Below are 17,978 nucleotides of genomic sequence, written 5' to 3'. Positions count from 1 at the left end.
TCACTACAAAATGTCTTTAGTACTAATTATATTAATTTAGCTTAGTTTCTACCTATTTTGATAAGCATACTCTGTTTATCATCATTTAGAAAAATTTAGAAAAAAATTAGCGCTGTTTAAGCGCCAGTAATAATTTTCAATAATCCTTCAGCAGTCTCAGGAATAAGCTTTCCTGCTTTATATTTCATATTGATTTTTGAGCCTTCCAGGGTTTCAATATCGGCGGTTTTTACCATTTCTATCTTTTCTATAAATGCTCCTTTAACATTAAAATCCTTATCCATTATTATAAATGTAGGAACCTTAAGCTTATCATTTTCCTTGTAATCATCCAGTTCGTTTTTCACACTGTCTCTTCCGACAAGGCGAAGATTTATTTTGTCATTCAGGCTTATCATCTTACCTAAAACCGAAAGGTTTATATGGCAATCCGGACACCAGGGCTCAACGACTCCAAGAATATTTATTTCATCCTCTAAAGACAGTATCTCGTCTTTAACCTCATCCTTTATTTCCATAGGTATGTAATACCTCATGAATTTTTGCCTGTTGTCTTCATCCACATTGAACATATAGCTTCTAAAGCTTAAACCGGAATCAAATAAATTTTTCATATTTATCACCCACATTTGCTCATATTCTAATGCTATTTTAACATAATGTCATTCCGAACACCATTGGAGAATCTTTTATCCGTGCCAATCCGTGTTCCCCGTATCCCTGTTTCTCCAAAAAATAAAAAAGACCCGGCGACGACCTACTCTCCCGGGACCCTGCGGTCCAAGTACCATCGGCACTAGAGAGCTTAACTTCTGTGTTCGGCATGGGAACAGGTGTGGCCTCTCTGTTATTGTCACCGGATAATTTGCTATGGGGTATTCCTTTTGGGTCAGCCTCTAGTCTCTGGCTTCTGGCCTCTAGATTAGGGCATTCCCTTGGGGTCTTTTTTTCTAGCTAGCAGCCAGTGGCTAGTAGCTAGCGGCTCGCAGCTTAAGGCTGCGTGCACCTTCAAAACTACACAATATCTGAGCTTTGTTTGTCTGAAGAATATTTTTAGATCAAGCCCTCGACCTATTAGTATCGGTCAGCTGCATACATTGCTGTACTTACACCTCCGACCTATCTACCACGTGGTCTACATGGGGTCTTACCAGATTACTCTGTGGGAAATCTCATCTTGAAGCCGGCTTCGCGCTTAGATGCCTTCAGCGCTTATCCGTTCCGAACTTAGCTACTCAGCTATGCCCTTGGCAGGACAACTGATACACCAGAGGTTCGTCCATCCCGGTCCTCTCGTACTAAGGACAGATCTCCTCAAATTTCCTGCGCCCGCGACGGATAGGGACCGAACTGTCTCACGACGTTCTGAACCCAGCTCGCGTGCCGCTTTAATGGGCGAACAGCCCAACCCTTGGGACCTACTCCAGCCCCAGGATGCGACGAGCCGACATCGAGGTGCCAAACCTCCCCGTCGATGTGGACTCTTGGGGGAGATAAGCCTGTTATCCCCGAGGTAGCTTTTATCCGTTGAGCGATGGCCCTTCCACTCGGTACCACCGGATCACTAAGCCCTACTTTCGTATCTGCTCGAGTTGTCTCTCTTGCAGTTAAGCTCCCTTTTGCCTTTGCACTCTGCGAATGATTTCCAACCATTCTGAGGGAACCTTTGGACGCCTCCGTTACTCTTTGGGAGGCGACCGCCCCAGTCAAACTGCCCGCCTGGCTATGTCCCATGACCAGTTATATGGCCACTGGTTAGAATTTCAGTATCTCAAGAGTGGTATCCCAACGGTGACTCCATTAAGACTGGCGTCTTAATTTCTCAGTCTCCCACCTATCCTGTACATGAAATACCGAAACCCAATGCCAAGCTACAGTAAAGCTCTACGGGGTCTTTCCGTCCAATCGCGGGTAACTAGCATCTTCACTAGTACTACAATTTCGCCGAGCGCGTTGTCGAGACAGTGCCCAAGTCGTTACGCCATTCGTGCGGGTCAGAACTTACCTGACAAGGAATTTCGCTACCTTAGGACCGTTATAGTTACGGCCGCCGTTTACTGGGGCTTAAGTTCATACCTTCGCTTGCGCTAAGCATTCCCCTTAACCTTCCAGCACCGGGCAGGCGTCAGCCCCTATACTTCATCTTTCGATTTAGCAGAGACCTGTGTTTTTGCTAAACAGTCGCTTGGGCCTTTTCACTGCGACTCTATCTCTAGAGTACCCCTTCTCCCGAAGTTACGGGGTTATTTTGCCGAGTTCCTTAACAACGCTTCTCTCGCTCGTCTTAGGATTCTCTCCTCATCTACCTGTGTCGGTTTGCGGTACGGGCACCTAGTTTCTCGTTAGCAGCTTTTCTTGACAGTGTGAAATCAGATGCTTCGTTACTTGGATTTCACTCCCCTTTACACATCAGCCTTATGACATACGGTCTTTCCTGTATGTCAGCCTTTGTGCTTGGACACGGATTACCAACACCGTGCTCATCTTATCCTCCTGCGTCACTGCTTCCTTCATGCGATTCTAGGTGGTATCGGAATGTCAACCGATTGTCCATCGGATACGCTATACGCCTCTCCTTAGGTCCCGACTTACCCTGAGCGGACGAACCTTCCTCAGGAATCCTTAGATTTTCGACGGTTAAGATTCTCACTTAACTTTCGCTACTTATACCAGCATTCTCTCTTCTATGCAGTCCACTACTCCTTTCGGTATAGCTTCAGCCTACATAGAATGCTCCCCTACCCCTTTGAGAAGTGGGAAGTCAGGTGTGAGATTTGAGATTTTTAGCCATTCTTCCATTTTTCGATCGTCGATATTATCTGCTTCCTCACTGCTATATATTGTTCGGTTATTTCTTTATGTGTACTTTCATCTATATAGCCTAAGTCTTTGCTCATATCCATCAGTACCTCTATCTCATTGCATGACCCTAATGCCATTCTTAGAAATCTCTTAAAGTCTGCAATTGATTCTTTCTTTCCATAGCCTTCTGCTATGTTTAACGGTACTGACATTGCTGATCTTCTTATCTGGCTTCCTATCTCATACTTTTCATACTCTGGGTATTTAAGTGTTAATGTGTGAACTTTTATGCTTAGTTCATAGGATTTTTGATATATTCTCATATCCTTAAAGCCTTTTATCATTCCCACTTCTCACCTCTCACTTCCCACTTCTCAAAAGCCATAGCTTCGGTACCAAACTTTAGCCCCGGACATTTTCGGCGCATGACCACTTGACCAGTGAGCTATTACGCACTCTTTCAATGAGTGGCTGCTTCTAAGCCAACATCCTGGTTGTCTGTGTAGTCACACATCCTTTTCCACTTAGTTTGGATTTGGGGACCTTAGCTGATGGTCTGGGCTCTTTCCCTTTTGACCACGGATCTTATCATTCGTAGTCTGACTCCCAATGAGCAAATCTTCGGCATTCGGAGTTTGATAGGGTTCGGTAACCTTAAAAGCCCCTAGCCCATTCAGTGCTCTACCTCCGAGATTCTCCATTGAGGCTAGCCCTAAAGCTATTTCGGGGAGAACCAGCTATCTCCGAGTTCGATTGGAATTTCTCCGCTATCCACAGCTCATCCCCCGTTTTTTCAACAACGGTGAGTTCGGGCCTCCATTGAATTTTACTTCAACTTCACCCTGTCCATGGATAGGTCACCCGGTTTCGGGTCTGCAATAGCTAACTTTACGCCCTATTAAGGCTCGCTTTCGCTTCGGCTTCAGACCAAAAGTCCTTAACCTCGCTAGCCATCGCAACTCGCTGGTCCGTTCTACAAAAAGTACGCGGTCACACTTAAATGTGCTCCCACCGATTGTAAGCATACGGTTTCAGGTTCTTTTTCACTCCCCTCCCGGGGTTCTTTTCACCTTTCCCTCACGGTACTGTGCGCTATCGGTCACCAGGTAGTATTTAGCCTTGGGAGGTGGGCCTCCCGTCTTCCCACTAGGTTTCTCGTTCCTCGTGGTACTCTGGATTCCGGCTTCCATATTTCCCTTTTCGCCTACAGGATTTTTACCTTCTGCGATTGAGCTTTCCAGCTCTATTCGGCTAAGGGTCTTATGGTTTATGCCGGTCCTAACCCCAAAGTGGTTTCCCTCTTTGGTTTGGGCTCTTCCCCGTTCGCTCGCCGCTACTTAGGGAATCGATGTTTCTTTCTTTTCCTCGGGGTACTTAGATGTTTCAGTTCCCCCGGTGTCCCTTCATACAGCTATTTTATTGACTGTATGATACCTAAGCATTACCTTAGGTGAGTTTCCTCATTCGGAGATCTGTGGGTCATGGCCTATTTGCGGCTTACCACAGCTTTTCGCAGCTTGTCACGTCCTTCTTCGGCTCCTGGTGCCAAGGCATCCACCATATGCTCTTATTAGCTTGATCAGTGTTTTTCCTCAGCTTTAGTAGTAGTACAGTATCTACATACTGTTACCTCTTCTTTTCTCAGTATTGTGCAGTTTTCAAGGTGCATGGCGAGCTTCGCTCGCAAGCTTCTGGCTTCTTGCCTCTTGCTTCTGGCATTTTGCCAGCGGCTAGTGGCTAGCGGCCAGTGGCTGAAAGTCCAATGGACTTTCAAAACTAATCAGTATCAGATATAATGTATTCTCTTGGGTAGTTATATTGGGTCAGCTTCTAGCTTCTGGCCTCTTGCTTCTGGCATTTAGGTATTCCTCTTGGGTCTGCCTTGTTTGCCAGCGGCTAGTGGCTAGCAGCCAGTGGCTAGTCCATCGACCATAGGATTATGAGAGTGTTACTTCTCATGTGCTCCTTAGAAAGGAGGTGATCCAGCCGCACCTTCCGATACGGCTACCTTGTTACGACTTCACCCCAGTCATTGGCTTCACCTTCGACGGCTCTCTCCTTGCGGTTAAGTCACCGGCTTCGGGTGCTTCCAACTCCCATGGTGTGACGGGCGGTGTGTACAAGGCCCGGGAACGTATTCACCGCGACATGCTGATTCGCGATTACTAGCAACTCCGACTTCATGTTCTCGGGTTGCAGAGAACAATCTGAACTGGGAGTATTTTTTAGGGATTTGCTTGCCATCACTGGTTTGCTTCCCGTTGTTATACCCATTGTAGCACGTGTGTAGCCCAGAACATAAGGGGCATGATGATTTGACGTCATCCCCACCTTCCTCCGAATTGTCTCCGGCAGTCTACTTAGAGTGCTCAACCAAATGTTAGCAACTAAGTATAGGGGTTGCGCTCGTTGCGGGACTTAACCCAACATCTCACGACACGAGCTGACGACAACCATGCACCACCTGTCTTCCTGTCCCGAAGGATTTCATCCCATTACGGATTATGCAGGAGATGTCAAGTTCTGGTAAGGTTCTTCGCGTTGCTTCGAATTAAACCACATGCTCCGCTGCTTGTGCGGGCCCCCGTCAATTCCTTTGAGTTTCAACCTTGCGGCCGTACTCCCCAGGCGGGATACTTATTGCGTTTACTGCGGCACGGAAGGGGTCGATACCTCCCACACCTAGTATCCATAGTTTACAGCGTGGACTACCAGGGTATCTAATCCTGTTTGCTCCCCACGCTTTCGCGCCTCAGCGTCAGTTATCGTCCAGAAAGCCGCCTTCGCCACTGGTGTTCCTCCTAATATCTACGCATTTCACCGCTACACTAGGAATTCCGCTTTCCTCTCCGACACTCGAGCCCATCAGTTTCATATGCAATCCCCAAGTTGAGCCTGGGGGTTTCACATCTGACTTAACAGGCCGCCTACGCGCCCTTTACGCCCAGTAATTCCGGACAACGCTCGCCACCTACGTATTACCGCGGCTGCTGGCACGTAGTTAGCCGTGGCTTCCTCTTTTGGTACCGTCATTATCGTCCCAAAAGACAGGAGTTTACAATCCGAAAACCTTCGTCCTCCACGCGGCGTTGCTGCATCAGAGTTTCCTCCATTGTGCAATATTCCCCACTGCTGCCTCCCGTAGGAGTCTGGACCGTGTCTCAGTTCCAGTGTGGCCGTTCATCCTCTCAGATCGGCTACTGATCGTCGCCTTGGTAGGCTTCTACCCCACCAACTAGCTAATCAGGCGCGGGCCCATCTTAAAGCGGATTTCTCCTTTGATTACAAAGTCATGCGACTTTCTAATGTTATGCGGTATTAGCACCGATTTCTCGGTGTTATCCCCCTCTTTAAGGCAGGTTGCCCACGTGTTACTCACCCGTCCGCCACTAAAATACGTCAATAGTAAACTACTTCCGCATTTCCGTTCGACTTGCATGTGTTAGGCACGCCGCCAGCGTTCGTCCTGAGCCAGGATCAAACTCTCTAATTAATATCTTAAAATCATTATTTCTAATGCTTTTATACATAAATAGTTGTTCAATCCTACTCAAAAGAATTACATTCTTCATATCTAATACTGTTTAGTTTTCAAAGTCCATTTTACCGTCGGCTCATCGTGCCGACCTTTCCTATATTATCACGCATCAAACGAGATGTCAATATGGTTTTTAGTTTTTTTCAGCGTAACGCATTGCATGCGCTTCCTTGCTGTGATTTTGTCCTGCGCTCAGGCAGGAATTATATATTATCATGAATTATTAGAGCTGTCAATATATTATTTCCTGTTTGTCTTTGGTTGTTTTCAAAAGTGTATTATAAATAATATCATAGGAATTATATTATGTAAAGGCAAATTTTAAGCTTGTTTTATTCTTTATATACTTTAATTTATGCTTTGACTCAGGTAAAATTTATTATATACAATGAATGAACAAATTATTCAAAAGCGTCCGGATTTTTGAGAGGTCGATGGAATGTATGAAAAATTTAAATTAATTTATTACAACTTAATGGGTTATGTATATGTGCCCGATAGCATAAAGAATATAAAGGAGAGAAAACTGCTTCATATATCAGATACTCCTGTGATTTTTTTCAGTGCCTTCGGGAAGCTATTGAAAGAGCTTTCGCCGGATATAATAATACATACCGGTGATATGGTCGATAACATAAAGCTTGAGATGTACAAAGAAAGGCTCCCTAAGTATGAATATCACTTAAAATCAATAATGGATATGCTTGAAAGCTCGGATGCAAAGGAATTATACATATGCGCAGGCAATCATGATAATATAGAATTGCTGCACAAATATGCAAAAAAGAGCACTATAATAGAAGAACATTCCTATATAGAGATATTCAATGCAAAGGCTGCTTTAAGCCATTATCCCTATAAAATCGTGCAAAACCCGGCAGATTATAATTTTTTCGGACATGATATTTCTATAGGGAATGATATGGTCAACAACAGAATATATCTGAACGGAATCTCCACTATAAATATACTCACTGAAAAAACCAAAAGGGTATTTTATCTTCCATACCCTTACGGCACTAATGAATCCAGGCTGATGAAAGGAAAAATCGGGCTGTAACCAGAAGGGGGAATAATAAATGATTTCATTAGTAAGAAAAAGTACAAAATACTTGATAATTGAAACCTATGATTTAACCGCCATGGAGGATTACCTTATCACAAGCTTGAAAGCATTTAAGGACAATATCTATACCGTATCAGCGAAAACAAATGAGGACTACACAGTTATATATATTACAGATGACATAAATAAACCTTCCGTAATAAGCGAAGAGAGTCCTGTATATATGCTGCCCCAGGATTTGGATCATATTTTATGCAGAATGGTCAATGAAAAAAATGATCATTTGATAAAAAGCCTTAAGCTGGCCCCCAGATTATTGATTTTCAGATACTTCGGCAATATCAGCAAAATAATATATTCCATATTGAAAGACTATGAAGGAGAAATAAGGGATCTTAAGGAAACCTTCTTTAATCTTGATTTGCCTTCCAGCGTTATTACCTTTACGGATAAGCCTTTGATCAACAATCTTGGGCTCGATGATCTGTATGAAAAATGCATAGTCATCGGGCGCCCAACCAAAGGGCTATACAGAAATTTTAAGGTAAATGCATTAAGATATCTCAATGAAGGCTTGGAAAATAAGAACTGGTATGAGGTAGAGATAAGGATATATGACATATATAATGCTTATCACCTTCATTATAGGAGACTTATGCATGTGCTTGAAAATCTGGAGCTGGGGCTTGTGCTTGGAGAAAGCTGGTCAAAGGACTATGCGGTTTTGCTGATGTCCGTAGGTGTGTACACCATAAGATTTTTTACCTTATATGAACCAAAGCACATAAAGAAAATATTGCTCGGCCTTGAAATTTCCTCAGATAATACGAGGATCTGTGATTATGATGTCTATCACGGAAGGAAAAAAATCAGCTGGATTGATTTTGCCCAAAATAGAAAAGAAGCAAGAACAGACGTAACAAAGCGATGCAGGGAAGAATTATTTAAAATGTTATCGCCTTCTTCTATTGAGTATATGGAGAATATTGAAAAAGAAATAATGAAAGCCAAATGAAAAAGCATGGCGTTTGGCGGGGCGTAATAGGAAAGTTTGTACTTCCTTAGGTCATGGCACATGATATTCCAGTATCCTGTGCCTTTTCCGTCATTACGGCATCAAATCGATAAAATTATAATAAATATCAATCTGCTGTATGGCATCCTTGCCGTGGTAAACGCTACGTTCGTGGCCTTCAACGTGTTCAATAAACTCTCGCAGAATTTTAGGGGTCAGTTTGTTGATGTCGGTATATTTCTCAATAATCCTCAAGAAATGCTCCACATTGACGGCTTTTTCGATGTGGCTGGCAATTTCCTGTTCAAGCTGCTGTACCCTTGCGGTCAGCGCAGCCTTTCGTCCTCGTAATCCTGTGACAGCATTTCAAATCGTTCATCGGTTAACCTGCTTGACATCCTGTCCGCAATGAAGAAACCGCTAAGAAACGATGTCAGCGTATCTTAAAGAAATTGCGCGCTTTATATAAAGAAGGTGAGAGAAATGTCTAGCACGTTTGATAACATCATGAGGGGTGTATGCAAACAATCGTTGCAAATTGAGCTTACTAAGTTAAGTCAACTTGATTTTGACAGTGCTTTGGTTCAGTCGCTTACTGCGGAAGAAATTCTCGCCTTGGCACAGAAAATAGAAGCCTTGCCGTTGGAGTATATGAATATCCTTTTCTTCAAATATTGCTTTAACTTTACATCATCTGATACAGACATAATGTTGAAAACGGAGAATTCTGTTGGCAAATTACGATATGTTAGAAAAATGTTATCCAACCTTATGGGGCTGACCGAGGCTTTGATTGATGACAATTCAATGAGACAAGCCTGTGAGATAGCCCTTTTGGAATATACAACTCAAGATGATTTTGATATATCGAATGCTCCCAAGTATTCCGATGCATTTAGACGAAGATTGAAAGAAATCAAAGCTGCTCAAAAAACTACAAATGTAGTAATGTTGATTATGAAACGAGTAGCAATTTTCGCACTAATTTGTGCCATTAGTTTCTCAACTGCACTTGTAGCGAATGCTGAGCTAAGAGAGCGATTCTTCAATTGGGTAGTGAAAACCTTTCCGCAGTTTAGTATTTTCATACCACAGAGTGCAGAAATTACAACAGAGCAAAATAATATTAGTTTAGCGGATTTCAATATTGTATATGTTCCGGAAGGATTTGAACTATTTCAAAAAACTGAAATGCGTTCGATGGTTACATATGAATATATCAACCCGCAGGGTAATGATATTTTGATCGTAATCGCAACCAACACAAGATTTTATAGTGACACGGAAGATGGACAGATAAGTGAAGTATCCTTTAAAAATGGTATAGCGTTTTACTGGGAAAGGAATGCTATTACACATTTGATTTGGCAGCAGGATGGTGTTTCATGTAAAATTACTGCAGCACTCGATTTAGAAGAAGTGTTTAAAGTCGCTGAAAATATAAAAAAATAAAATAATTTTAAAATATGCTGTCCCTTTTTTCCTCCTTGTGCGTTATATAGGTAAGAGACCTAAATAACAACGAGGAGGATTTTTTATGAAAGTGAAAAAAACGGTAGTAAAAATTATGTCATTAATAATAGTAATGGGAGCGTTAACATGTCCTGTGTATGCTGCTGAACAATCGTGTAAATTACTACCAGGTTCTTCCATTATAGTTGTCATGCCGCGTTGGACAAACATCAGCGATATTATCCCTGCAATTTCTGCCAGCGGCAGAACAGTTTATCCTGAGGCATATGTCAAAGCACAAAGTAGCACGGTCAAGATTACAGGTACGATGTACTTGGAAAAATATAGCTATGGAAAATGGACTAGGGTGACTTCTTGGAGCATTAGCGGCACGGGTAGTGCATCCTTATCAAAAAGTTATTCAGGTACTATTGGCACAGAATATCGTACAAGGATAGTTGTGACTGTTGGTTCTGAAAGCGCTGAGGCTACCTCGGGAAGTTGTAGTATTTAAGTGTGCTATAACTCTTTATTTAGGGGGTGATTCCGTTAGGGATATAAGTTTAAAAGTATATACTTAAAGTGGATGTATGAAAAGCAAAATTTCATTTAACTTAACAATACTCAAAATGAAGAAAGGAAAATATGATGAAAAAGAAATTAAGATTTGTTTCTCTTTTGTTAGTTATGGCTCTAACAATGCAATTAAGTGTTGCTCCGGCTTTTGCAGCACAATCAAATGTACCAGATTTTACAGTTATTTCACAAGATATCAATAAAGATTTGAAATCTGCAAAACAAATAGCTAAATGGAATAATAGCATTCTATATACCTCGGTAACTCCAGAAATGTCATACTGTTCTCAAATTACACCAGAGGGAAAAATACAGTTTTCATATGTGCGTACGAATGATGGGGTCGTTGTTGTAAGCGAGGTATATGATGTCAGCGAGATTTATAGCAGATACAATGTAGAAGCAACGTATTCAATTGATAGCTACGATGCTTTAAATTGCGTTATCATAGCAAACATTGCTTCTTTTAACGACGTAACACGTTTGAACAGAAATGTTGTTGGAAGTACTCGAGGATTCAGCACATTAAGTTCTGCAATAACTGATGCATTTGGCTCAAACTATACATCTAAACTTAAGGGGAGTGCGAACAAAAGCTATAATGGTACTATCTACTATGTCCGCTGTACTGAGTCCCAGACTACAAGCAATACCACCCCAGATTCTCACTGGTTCGCAAAGGATACTGCTATAACAGCAGTTATAGCGTGGGCGCTGACTGGTGGGTGGAGTTGGATTGGTTTGGTTAGCTCTATTGTTGTAGGTGTGGTATCTACAGTGATAGTCAATGGAGTAAATAGTGTAGCTAATGCTTTTACTGCGGACAGGTCCAATGTATCGTTAATGCATACAAGAATTGTAACTGTGAGTGGATATTCCGGTACACAGTATTGGGCTGGTTGGACCAGAAAAATGTATTTCTTCAAAGGTAATTTAGGGTGGACACATGATACGGGATACAACCATAATATCAAGCATACCGATTTCGATAATGTGTCTGGTTTGATGGAAGTGGATTTAAAAACTTTGTTAATTATGTCTTGTAGTAAAGTTAGGTTGGAAATATGATAAAGCGGAGTTTATTAAGAGCACTTTGCGTGAGTACTGGTCTAACTGCCATATCGTACTTTTTGGGATGGCTCAGATTTCCCGGTATAATATGGTTACAAATTTTGAAAATATTCCTTATCATCTTTATAGCATTTTCTGTATGCCATATTTTTCTGGAATTACTTGAACTAAAGTTGAAAAAACGAAAAAACAAATAATTCTGTACTAAGGGTACTTTCTTACTTTGACCCGCAACAAAAGCAGTAACGATACGGCATAATAGTCATATCGCTACTGCTTTTTTAAGATGGATTCATAAGGGATACCATAGATAATAAACTCTCAACCGACTTGACCGACAGCTTTGAATTTACTTTGTTTTCTGCAACTTACCTATGAAGTCCGACCTTTCTCCATGCTTTTTTTATTTATCTAATCTGCCAATGGCTTCATTGTGGGGAAAAGTATTACATCCCTTATGGAATAAGAGTCTGTAAGGAACATTATGATCCTGTCTATTCCTATTCCCATGCCTCCTGTGGGCGGCATACCTACCTCAAGAGAGTTTACAAAATCTTCGTCCATGGCATAGGCTTCGTCATCCCCATATTCTCTGTCCTTAAGCTGCTGCAGGAATCTTTCCTTCTGCACTATGGGATCATTGAGCTCCGAATAGGCATTGGCTATTTCTCTGCCAAAGATGAAGGCTTCAAACCTCTCCGTAATTGTAGGGTCGTCTTTCTTTGCTTTTGTAAGCGGTGATATTTCCACAGGATAGTCTATTACAAATGTAGGCTGTATCAAATGCTCCTCAACATAAGCTTCAAAGGCGGCATTAAGGATATCGCCCCAGGTGCAATATTTCAAATCCTTTTTCAATTCATCTTCTATGTTAAGTTTCTTTGCCATTTCTCTGGCGGCTTCATCGCCCTTGACTTCCCTGAAGTCAACTCCGGAATATTTTTTAACCGCATCTATCATAGTTATCCTGTTCCATGGAGGAGTCAAATCGATTTCAGTTCCCTGATATGTTATCTTTGTAGTTCCCAGAACCTCCTGGGCACAGTAAGCTATACATTGTTCGCAATGCTCCATCATATCGTTATAATCCGCATAGGCCTGGTACAGCTCTATCATTGTGAATTCCGGATTATGCCTGACGCTTATGCCCTCATTTCTGAAGTCTTTGCCCATCTCATATACTCTTTCGAAGCCGCCTACTATAAGCCTCTTCAAATACAGTTCGGTAGCAATTCTCAGGTATAGATCAATATCCAGGGCATTGCTGTGAGTTTTAAAGGGTCTTGCTGCAGCCCCACTGGCAATAGTAGCCAATACAGGAGTGTCAACCTCTAAAAATCCCCTGTCATCGAAGAATCTTCTTACACATTGCAGTATCTTGGTTCTCTTTATGAAGGTATCCCGTACTTCCGGATTTACGATGAGATCCACATATCTTTGCCTGTATCTTATATCTGTATCCTTTAATCCATGCCACTTCTCCGGAAGGGGCTGAAGTGATTTTGTAAGGAGAGTGACTTCCTGTGCATGAATAGATATCTCTCCCCTTTTAGTCTTGAAAACTGTACCCTTTATTCCTACGATATCTCCTATATCATAGGTTTTAAATTGCTTGTAGCTCTCTTCTCCAACATCGTCGGTTTTTATGTAAACCTGAATTTTCCCGTTCCTATCCTGAATATCGGAGAAGGATGCTTTGCCCATATCTCTCATGGACATAATTCTTCCGGCAATAGATACAAGCTGACCTTCCATAGTATCAAAATTATCTTTGATCACATCAGAATGATGTGTTACGTCATATTTCACAATATCAAAAGGATTTTTGCCGGATTCCTTGAGAGATTTCAGTTTTTCTCTCCTAACCTTAAGTATTTCATTAAGATTTAATTCTTCATTTGCCATTTTTATTCCCCCTACTTCTTGATATGCAAAATCCTATATTTAAGAATACCGTCAGGTACCTGGATTTCTACCACATCTCCCACTTTTTTGCCAATAAGGGCTTTTCCTACAGGCGATTCGTTGGAAATCTTTAAATTGATGGGATCGGCTTCAGCGGAGCCTACTATAGTATACTCCATTTCATCCTCAAAGTCTTCATCTTTCAATAAAACCTTAGCTCCGACATTTACAATATCAGTATTTATATCTTCATCATCAATAACCTTGGCTGTTTTTAATATATTTTCAAGCTGAGCAATCCTACCTTCAATAAAAGCCTGCTCATTTTTGGCTTCGTCATACTCCGAGTTCTCTGATATATCTCCAAAGGCAAGTGCTTGCTTGATTCTTTGAGCTACCTCAGCTCTTTTTGTCGCTCGTAAATACTCTAATTCCTCCTCAAGTTTGGCTAAACCTGATAAGGTTAATAAGTTTTCTTTATTGTTGTTTGACATTTATACGTCTCCCCTTCAAAAATATATAATTATGGCTTTGATGTGAATAATATATGTCCTTATTACTTTTTTATCCCGGTATTGATTGCTTAACCCCTATGTTATTAACATAGCAAGCACTGCAGGAATACCTTTCCAGTGCTTGCTTATCATGTTATTTGTTAATTATAAATTAGCACTTTTGTATTGTCAAGGCTTTATTGCTTCTTAGGAAAAGTCTTCTGATCCGCTCTTTATCTACGGGATTTCCCTGCTCATCCAGAAAGCATACAAAAGGAAAGTATGAGGCTGTTTTCCATATATCCGTGTCTGGCGCAAATTTAATTATAGCCTTTGCAATTTCATCCTCAAACCTTATCATCACACTATCCGGCTGCAGAGGACCGCTATGCTTCGGCAAAATCAAAACTCTTCTCATATCTATGCATGCTGACATCAATGCATTTTTATATCTCTCGGCAGGTATCAACCCATCCCATAATATTATCTTTGATTGATTCAGCAAAAATTCTATATCATTTACAAAAGCAATGGAAAGACCTTTCTCTTCCATTATCTTTTTGTGCAGCTCTTTCATAGAAGCATCATTGGAACCGGTCTTCAGTGCTATAATGCTGGATGCTTCCTCCGATATAGCTTCCATTAATATCGGGTTCAAGGTATCGCTTATGATTCCAAAGCTTTGGCTAAGGACATCCTCTCCCCTTATTATCCCGACTTCTCTTAAAACGCATAAAATTTTTATGCTGAGCCAAATGCTATTCAACTTTTCATCCGTTTCATCAACATGAAAAATAAACTGTATATTATTCTCTCCGCAGAATTTGTGGATTATCCTCTTTTCTTTGATTTTATGCTTAATTTCTTTTGTGTGCGGAACTTCAAATATAAATATTTCATAGGACTCTCCACCGATCTCAATGTTAAGTTTACCAATTTCACATGGTCTGCCCAAAAACCAAAACCTTATCCTCCCCGAGTTATTTCCATATACAATTATAGCAGCCCTTTTCATCCTCCCATCTCCATTTTAACAGTATTCTTGATTAAATCAGATACTTCAATTCTTTTGGAGTTCTTTTTTGCAACCACAGATTTTCATAAAGGTTTAAAACTCTTCAGTGTCTTTCAGTGGTTTCCGTCTCCCTTTGAATATTAATATTACCGGCAGGATGAATATATGCTAATTATTTGCCTTCGCCTTGAGCCTTGCAGGCCATTGTATCATTTAGATAAACCACATGAGGTTTAAAGTCTATATCCTTCAGTACATTCAAATAGTCCTGATCTTTGATATCATTAGGATTTTTATTGAGCATTGCTACCACCAATGCTTCAATTACATTGGTACCGAAAGATCTCCCCGAGAGATTTGGAGTAGAGGTTACAAGCATGCCTGCATTTCTCTCCTTAAGCCATGTCACATCTTCCTTTGTAACCGTATTTGTGACAATGAGCTTGCCCTTTGCATCATAGGGAAGATAACGCCTTATATAGTGAAAATCTCCGGCGATGATATCCGACGCTTCAAAATATTTATCATATTTCCCCGCAAAATTTTCTTCTTTGTTTTGAGCCTTGCCTGTCGGATATAACATTTCAAAAGGCAGCTTACAGGCTATAGGTGCTACTATACTGGCAATACGTTCCAGCCTTTTCAGAGAATATATAGGTATGTTAAATCCCAGAGCCGTCATGACATCACCTAAAATCAAGCTGCACCCTACTTCGTCAAAGCCTTCTGCCATGCCGTATCTGTCAACAGCAGTTAATATAAAGGCGGTCTTACCCTTAAGTGGCATTATATTATCATTGATGTATCCGGGAAGGTTTCTCTCTAGGCTTGACTTCAATCCGGAGCCATCAACCATAGGAGTGATCTTGGCTGCATTCTTTATTTGTATCGCATCTTTTATTATGTATTTTTTATTCCCTGCTCTCAGATACAGATCAATCCCGCCCATGCCAAAAGCATCAACCTTACCATCCAAGCTGCTGATTATCTCAATGGCCTTTTGCATATCTCCGTCTGTTCCTACTCTTTCAACCACTATTTTCTCGCCTTTGAAATCCAATTCAACCTTGTGATCTCTTTTTGATGAACCAATGCTCACACTGATGACATGTTTCATATTCTTTCTCCTCCGTAATAATTGTTTAGTATGTAATCATTACATATATATTTTAATACTATAGTAAAATTTATACAATTTTATATTTAAAAAATTAGCAGCATTCTATTATATATAAAAACTCCTGCTTAGACCGATGAATCTAAATAGGAGTTCAGTAAGTTCTCTATTTCTTGCTTTTGTGTCATTTTGAATATCCGGCTTTTTATAGTACAGGAGCCGGGCAGGCCTTTTAAGTACCAGGAAGCATGCTTTCTCATTTCCTTGATTCCTATATGCTCTCCCTTTTGCTGCACCAGCATGTTCATATGGTGGATGAGCATTTCCACTCTATCCTTAGGCGATGGCTCTTCAGGCAAAACTCCAGTCTCCAGATACTCTTTGGTCCTTTTAAATATCCAGGGATTGCCCTGAGCACCCCTGCCTATCAATACGGCGTCGCAGCCTGTTTCCTCCAGCATTCTCTCAGCATCCTGAGGAGTATATATGTCTCCGTTCCCTATTACAGGTATGGATAAGGCTGCTTTGACTTCTCTTATAATATTCCAATCCGCCCTGCCGGTATAAAATTGCTCCCGGGTTCTTCCATGGACAGCTACGGCTGCGGCCCCTTCCTGTTCGGCTATATGTGCAAGCTGCACAGCGTTCACAGTTTTCCCATCCCAGCCTTTTCTCATTTTCACGGTTATGGGAATCCTGACCTGTTTTACTACCGCATTTATTATTTCTCCTGCCAGCTTTGGATTCTTCATAAGGGCGGATCCATCCCCGTTATTCACTATTTTAGGGGTAGGGCAGCCCATATTTATATCTATCAGCTCTGCTCCATCCTCTTCCACCTTAGCAGCCGCATAGGCCATTATTCCAGGATCGCTGCCGAATATCTGAACTGCCGCAGGCCTTTCCCCAGGATCTACTGCTGTCAGAGCAGCAGTGTTGTCGCTTTTATAAAACATGCCCTTGGCGCTGACCATTTCAGTATAGACCAGCCCGCAGCCGAAGCCCTTGCAAATGAGTCTGAAGGCCATATCTGTAACCCCTGCCATAGGTGCAAGAAATATATTATTTTCGATTTGAATTTCGCCTATTTTCATAGAACCACCAGTCATTCTCTATTCCTTTCATATATTATTCTCAAACCTTCCAGAGTCAATAAGCCGTTTACTATGCTTATCGTTTTCGACTCTGTGGCAATCAGCTTTGCTAAGCCTCCGGTAGCGACTACTTTTGTATTTTCATCCCCCAGCTCTTTTTTCATTCTTTCTACAATGTAATCCACCTGTCCTACATATCCGAATATTATTCCTGACTGCATGCTGCTGACGGTATTCTTGCATATCGTCGTTTCCGGTTTCACCAGCTCTACCCTTGGAAGCTTTGCCGTCTTTTGAAATAATGCATCCATAGAGATCTGTATTCCCGGGGATATGGCACCGCCCAGATATTCCCCGTTTTTTGATACCGCACAATATGTAGTGGCAGTACCAAAATCTACGATGACCAGCGGTCCTCCGTAAAGCTCATATGCAGCAACCGCATTCACTATCCTATCCGCTCCTACTTCTTTCGGATTATCGTATTTGATATTTATGCCCGTCTTTACGCCAGGGCCGACAACCAAAGGTTCGCTTTTAAAGTATTTGCGTGCCATGTGCTCCAATGTATACATGGCAGTAGGAACTACGGAGGATATGACCACTTGACTTATACAGGACAGCTTATAGTTGGAAAAGCTGAAAAGCTGGTTTATCATCATCCCATATTCATCACTGGTTTTATGGATTTCAGTGCCTATTCTCCAGAATTCCAGCAGCTTTTTGTCTTCATATATGCCTAAAACTATATTGGTATTTCCGACATCTATCACAAGTATCATGTATATAACCTTCCTTGCCGTTAAATTGAAGCCAGGCATTTAGCCTGGCTT

At 41.4% G+C, this 17,978-nt stretch carries 13 protein-coding genes and 3 rRNA genes; 5 read left to right on the top strand and 11 right to left on the bottom strand.

Going from position 1 to position 17,978, the window contains the following annotated elements; all coding sequences use genetic code 11:
• Positions 1-116: 116 nt before the first annotated feature.
• The 4 genes from AC4HCY_RS05340 to AC4HCY_RS05325 form a co-directional block, all read right to left on the bottom strand.
• On the bottom strand, positions 117-614 hold the full coding sequence (locus AC4HCY_RS05340) for a thioredoxin family protein (RefSeq protein ID WP_491095529.1): 498 nt from the start codon (positions 612-614) through the stop codon (positions 117-119).
• A gap of 130 nt (positions 615-744) precedes the next feature.
• Positions 745-861: ribosomal RNA gene (gene rrf / locus AC4HCY_RS05335) — 5S ribosomal RNA — on the bottom strand.
• Positions 862-1,054: 193 nt separating this feature from the next.
• A 23S ribosomal RNA gene (locus tag AC4HCY_RS05330) occupies positions 1,055-4,383 on the bottom strand.
• 389 nt (positions 4,384-4,772) lie between these two features.
• Positions 4,773-6,295: ribosomal RNA gene (locus AC4HCY_RS05325) — 16S ribosomal RNA — on the bottom strand.
• Together the 16S, 23S and 5S rRNA genes form the textbook arrangement of a ribosomal RNA operon.
• 484 nt (positions 6,296-6,779) lie before the next feature.
• On the opposite strand from AC4HCY_RS05325, the gene AC4HCY_RS05320 reads away from it, so the two are divergent.
• Together AC4HCY_RS05320 and AC4HCY_RS05315 are read left to right on the top strand one after the other, a co-directional pair.
• Positions 6,780-7,400, top strand: coding sequence for a metallophosphoesterase (locus AC4HCY_RS05320; RefSeq protein WP_323433773.1), 621 nt, complete (start codon positions 6,780-6,782; stop codon positions 7,398-7,400).
• A 19-nt stretch (positions 7,401-7,419) separates the two neighbouring features.
• Complete coding sequence (locus tag AC4HCY_RS05315; RefSeq protein ID WP_323433772.1) at positions 7,420-8,421, top strand: hypothetical protein; 1,002 nt, start codon at positions 7,420-7,422, stop codon at positions 8,419-8,421.
• A 93-nt stretch (positions 8,422-8,514) separates the two neighbouring features.
• Here the strand turns inward: AC4HCY_RS05315 and AC4HCY_RS05310 are convergent, their stop codons facing one another.
• A complete protein-coding gene (locus AC4HCY_RS05310; RefSeq protein WP_491095528.1) occupies positions 8,515-8,688 on the bottom strand; it encodes a DUF4368 domain-containing protein in 174 nt (57 codons plus the stop codon).
• A 216-nt stretch (positions 8,689-8,904) separates the two neighbouring features.
• Between AC4HCY_RS05310 and AC4HCY_RS05305 the strand changes: the two genes are divergently transcribed.
• From AC4HCY_RS05305 to AC4HCY_RS05295, 3 genes are all read left to right on the top strand, one after another.
• Positions 8,905-9,873: a DUF4367 domain-containing protein gene (locus tag AC4HCY_RS05305; protein ID WP_491095527.1), complete on the top strand. Its 969-nt coding sequence runs from the start codon at positions 8,905-8,907 to the stop codon at positions 9,871-9,873.
• Positions 9,874-9,958: 85 nt separating this feature from the next.
• Positions 9,959-10,387 carry a cell agglutination protein Mam3 gene (locus AC4HCY_RS05300; protein WP_323433769.1) on the top strand — a complete coding sequence of 143 codons (429 nt, stop codon included), beginning with the start codon at positions 9,959-9,961 and terminating at the stop codon, positions 10,385-10,387.
• Positions 10,388-10,518: 131 nt separating this feature from the next.
• The gene (locus AC4HCY_RS05295) at positions 10,519-11,517 is read left to right on the top strand and encodes a hypothetical protein (protein WP_491095526.1); all 999 of its coding nucleotides are present in this window, start codon (positions 10,519-10,521) and stop codon (positions 11,515-11,517) included.
• 414 nt (positions 11,518-11,931) lie between these two features.
• Here AC4HCY_RS05295 and lysS read toward each other — a convergent pair whose 3' ends face one another.
• From lysS to AC4HCY_RS05265, 6 genes are all read right to left on the bottom strand, one after another.
• On the bottom strand, positions 11,932-13,425 hold the full coding sequence (gene lysS / locus AC4HCY_RS05290; RefSeq protein ID WP_323433767.1) for a lysine--tRNA ligase: 1,494 nt from the start codon (positions 13,423-13,425) through the stop codon (positions 11,932-11,934).
• A gap of 11 nt (positions 13,426-13,436) precedes the next feature.
• Positions 13,437-13,919 carry a transcription elongation factor GreA gene (gene greA, locus AC4HCY_RS05285; RefSeq protein WP_255228086.1) on the bottom strand — a complete coding sequence of 161 codons (483 nt, stop codon included), beginning with the start codon at positions 13,917-13,919 and terminating at the stop codon, positions 13,437-13,439.
• Between the two features lie 172 nt (positions 13,920-14,091).
• Positions 14,092-14,934: a hypothetical protein gene (locus tag AC4HCY_RS05280; RefSeq protein WP_323433766.1), complete on the bottom strand. Its 843-nt coding sequence runs from the start codon at positions 14,932-14,934 to the stop codon at positions 14,092-14,094.
• A 172-nt stretch (positions 14,935-15,106) separates the two neighbouring features.
• On the bottom strand, positions 15,107-16,051 hold the full coding sequence (locus tag AC4HCY_RS05275; protein ID WP_323433765.1) for a DUF8754 domain-containing protein: 945 nt from the start codon (positions 16,049-16,051) through the stop codon (positions 15,107-15,109).
• 128 nt (positions 16,052-16,179) lie between these two features.
• Complete coding sequence (gene dusB, locus AC4HCY_RS05270; protein WP_491095525.1) at positions 16,180-17,145, bottom strand: tRNA dihydrouridine synthase DusB; 966 nt, start codon at positions 17,143-17,145, stop codon at positions 16,180-16,182.
• 11 nt (positions 17,146-17,156) lie between these two features.
• Positions 17,157-17,927, bottom strand: a complete 771-nt coding sequence (locus AC4HCY_RS05265; protein WP_323433763.1) for a type III pantothenate kinase — start codon at positions 17,925-17,927, stop codon at positions 17,157-17,159.
• Positions 17,928-17,978 lie beyond the last annotated feature (51 nt).

Source organism: Lutispora sp. QWL-02 (assembly GCF_058315355.1).
Note: the sequence above shows the minus strand (reverse complement) of the source record. Positions and strands in the feature narration are given on the sequence as shown.

What these genes read in the sequence shown, in the direction of transcription:
- AC4HCY_RS05340 (WP_491095529.1), bottom strand. Translation starts at nt 614, where the DNA reads ATGAAAAATTTATTTGATTCCGGTTTAAGCTTTAGAAGCTATATGTTC.
- AC4HCY_RS05320 (WP_323433773.1), top strand. Translation starts at nt 6,780, where the DNA reads ATGTATGAAAAATTTAAATTAATTTATTACAACTTAATGGGTTATGTA.
- AC4HCY_RS05315 (WP_323433772.1), top strand. Translation starts at nt 7,420, where the DNA reads ATGATTTCATTAGTAAGAAAAAGTACAAAATACTTGATAATTGAAACC.
- AC4HCY_RS05305 (WP_491095527.1), top strand. Translation starts at nt 8,905, where the DNA reads ATGTCTAGCACGTTTGATAACATCATGAGGGGTGTATGCAAACAATCG.
- AC4HCY_RS05300 (WP_323433769.1), top strand. Translation starts at nt 9,959, where the DNA reads ATGAAAGTGAAAAAAACGGTAGTAAAAATTATGTCATTAATAATAGTA.
- AC4HCY_RS05295 (WP_491095526.1), top strand. Translation starts at nt 10,519, where the DNA reads ATGATGAAAAAGAAATTAAGATTTGTTTCTCTTTTGTTAGTTATGGCT.
- lysS (WP_323433767.1), bottom strand. Translation starts at nt 13,425, where the DNA reads ATGGCAAATGAAGAATTAAATCTTAATGAAATACTTAAGGTTAGGAGA.
- greA (WP_255228086.1), bottom strand. Translation starts at nt 13,919, where the DNA reads ATGTCAAACAACAATAAAGAAAACTTATTAACCTTATCAGGTTTAGCC.
- AC4HCY_RS05280 (WP_323433766.1), bottom strand. Translation starts at nt 14,934, where the DNA reads ATGAAAAGGGCTGCTATAATTGTATATGGAAATAACTCGGGGAGGATA.
- AC4HCY_RS05275 (WP_323433765.1), bottom strand. Translation starts at nt 16,051, where the DNA reads ATGAAACATGTCATCAGTGTGAGCATTGGTTCATCAAAAAGAGATCAC.
- dusB (WP_491095525.1), bottom strand. Translation starts at nt 17,145, where the DNA reads ATGAAAATAGGCGAAATTCAAATCGAAAATAATATATTTCTTGCACCT.
- AC4HCY_RS05265 (WP_323433763.1), bottom strand. Translation starts at nt 17,927, where the DNA reads ATGATACTTGTGATAGATGTCGGAAATACCAATATAGTTTTAGGCATA.